The organism is Cytobacillus sp. S13-E01, from assembly GCF_029193815.1.
In the GTDB taxonomy this organism is placed as follows: Bacteria; Bacillota; Bacilli; order Bacillales; family Bacillaceae_L; genus Bacillus_BV.
This window is the reverse complement of sequence record NZ_JARFVC010000069.1, coordinates 1-2,930: the sequence shown is the minus strand read 5'-3', so window position 1 is coordinate 2,930 and position 2,930 is coordinate 1. Positions and strand designations below refer to the sequence as shown.

Annotated in this window: 2 protein-coding genes and 1 other annotated feature; both genes read right to left on the bottom strand. The window is 38.1% G+C overall.

Going from position 1 to position 2,930, the window contains the following annotated elements; all coding sequences use genetic code 11:
• Positions 1–507 precede the first annotated feature (507 nt).
• Positions 508–751, bottom strand: a binding site (T-box leader).
• Between the two features lie 59 nt (positions 752–810).
• Entirely contained in the window at positions 811–1,110 is a 300-nt protein-coding gene (locus PY093_RS21115) for an MGMT family protein (RefSeq protein WP_275647706.1), read from the bottom strand.
• Between the two features lie 336 nt (positions 1,111–1,446).
• Complete coding sequence (locus PY093_RS21110) at positions 1,447–2,760, bottom strand: IS1380 family transposase (protein ID WP_275647547.1); 1,314 nt, start codon at positions 2,758–2,760, stop codon at positions 1,447–1,449.
• Positions 2,761–2,930 lie beyond the last annotated feature (170 nt).

The following is a 2,930-nucleotide window of genomic DNA, read 5'->3' as shown; positions in this document are numbered from 1 at the left end:
TTTATGTCCTCCTTTGGTTATTAAATGTCCTTTGCGCTGATCAGCTTGGACACTTTGTATCATACCAAGGAGGCTTATTTTATTCAAATCTCATTTTGCTTTAATACAGGAATGCTTTCTTATCTTTGAACAAAAGCGCAAGGCGCCCGCTTATCGGCGACAAGCATAAGACAAGCCGGCTTGTTCTTTAACCTTCCGGACGGATTGTCCGAAATGCGTAAGCGCCTTGGTCAGAAACGAGAAAACTGGTCGACAAGAACGCCACGTCCTGTGGCATTGTCGACACTTGCACATCGTGTGCTTCGAAGACTCCGCCGAAAGAAGCGTTCTTTGCTTCTGTAGGAGGAGTTGAAGTTTCTCCTTGTTTCTAGGCGCTGGAGCTAGACAGGCTTATGACCTCAGGTCCGATGGCGCCTGGAGCTGGACGTAGATAGACAAAGACTCGATGTTATACACAACCTTACAATTTTATAATTTCCTAAACAATTATAAAAACCACGCCCCTAAAAAAGGGACGTGGTTAACGCGGTACCACCCTTGCCTGAAGATTTCTCTTCCACTCAATCGAATAACGGTTCGGCCGTTCTTTGCTAGTAAAGGATGTTCTACTATAGGCTGAACATCAATATTTTAGTTCACAAAGACAGTTTAAGGAGGTAATTCGCTCTTATTTTTGTACTGATTTTCACCAACCATCAGCTCTCTACAACAGGGAAATAAGTAACTACTGGATTCCTATCATAACATTTCATTATTTTTTCTATTCTAACTGAAAATAATTTATAGTTCAATACAATTAATAGTTTCAGTCTAAATTATTACTATGGGTTCATATCGATATACAGCAAGGTTCACCGCATCATCTATAAACTGAATGCCTTCATTTTCCAATAAAACTTTTTGGGTGTAAAATAACTCCTCATCTTTTAGTGATATTTCTCCTTTAGCATTTACCACCCTATGCCAAGGAAGCTTATATTTCTTGCTCATAGAGTGAAGGATTTTAACTACTTGTCTGGCACCTCTTGGACTACCAGCCAATCTAGCAATTTGCCCATAGGTCATTACTTTTCCTGCTGGAATTTGCCCAATGATTGCTATAACTTTCATTGTAAAAGTCTCCAAGTGAACCCTCCCTCCAAAAGCACCATAAAGCTACGTATTAGGTTTCTATTGCATATACTAACTAAATATTAATTAAAAGAAAAGCGTAAGACCATTATAACCTGAATTATTCACAAAAGGTGATTTTAGATGTTTTTTGGATTCAACGAGAAAATATTTCGAAATTTTTCCATTTAAATGGATAAATTATTTTGTTTTTTAAGGGTGATGGGAGAAAACAAAATTTAAAAATCCATAATTTACCTAATTATTCCAAAAAGGGCAGACTTATCCTGTGGAATGTAAAATCAATTTTGAATTTACAGTTTATTCCTATTTTTATCATCCAAACCGTGGAAGCATCTGGATCCTGCTTAAAGTTTCCATGAACTCTTTCTTATACAAGCAATGACTTGATAGCTTAAATGTGAGATAACGACCTGATCGTACAAATTTTCCTGCAATCTTGATAAGCTGCAAGCGAACGGTATCAATTAGTTTTGTGTTCTTGGTTTCTGGTAAACATAATCTTTTAAAGCCATTGTGAAGGTTATAAGCCAGGATGGCGATTTGTAATTTACATGCATTTCGCTCAAATTCAGTACTTGTCATCTTCCCAAAGGCGAATCCTAGTTTCCCTTCTTTAATGAAGTTTTCCATTGTTCCCCGATTGAAATAAAGCTTCGTGATGTTTTTAGGGGACAAATTCATGTTTGTCACAATAAAGGTGAATTGGAAAAGAAGCTCATCCTTCGGTCTTTCTATCTTCACGACAACCCGTCGGGGTTGGGTCCAACTGTTTGCTTGATATGTAAATTCACGATAGAAAACAGATGTCTTCTCTATTATATCGTCTGGAATTTGGGCTAATATCTCTTCAGCCTTAGCATAGAGACGCTTATTCGCCTTCAACCGTATCACATAAAGAGCTTCCTTTGTTTCTGCTAATTCAAATAGTTCAGGTACAGCGAAACCGCTATCTCCACGAATAACAGGACTTATCCAGGGATAAAGAGTCTTGTAGCGTTTAAGAGTCGGACCAACAAAGCGAACCACTTGTCTGGAAGTATAGACTGACCCAGCTCGAAGTTCACCCTTAAGGCAGTCACCTGTTAATCCATCAAACATAAGCATAGGATGGTAGCCATTTTCACCGTAGTGTGAATTGTATTTAGAGCCATGCTGATTGCCATAAGTTGCAGCGTTTGTGGAGTCGAGGTCAAGAATAATGTCTTCGGGAGACGCCAACTTATGAAATCGTTCAGTCAAAGTGTCGTTTACATGTTGAAGTTGCTTCATTGCCTCTACGTCGAAAAGCTGATTTACTCTGGACATTGTAGGTTGAGAAGCCAAGTAATCTTTCTCTAAAATGGTCGTCAAAGCTGGATCATAACGAAGACTATCGGCATGATCATCCGCATGGTATCCTGCAATATGTTGATAAATCTTTTGCATGATAACACTATCGTTTGTATGAACATCGTGATTAACTGGATCTTTCAAAATCACCATTGATTGAATCAGTTGACTAAGTCCGATTTTTTCAGCAAATTCTTTATAAAGTAAAAGCCCAGAATCATTAGTAAGGTTACCACCATTAAAATTGACCTTAATACTTCCATTGAAATCCATAGATTGTTCGTTTAAACTAGTCATAGAGGAGCCCCCTTGGTATGTTTTGGTTCGTTACTATGACAATACCAAAAAAGGGGCTCCTTTTCACGTTAAAAGATGTTCACCTTTTGGGTGACAATCATTATTCTCCAAATCGCTTGTCACTATTGCACTTTGAGTTGATTGAGGTTAAAGCAGTGAATAATTCAGGT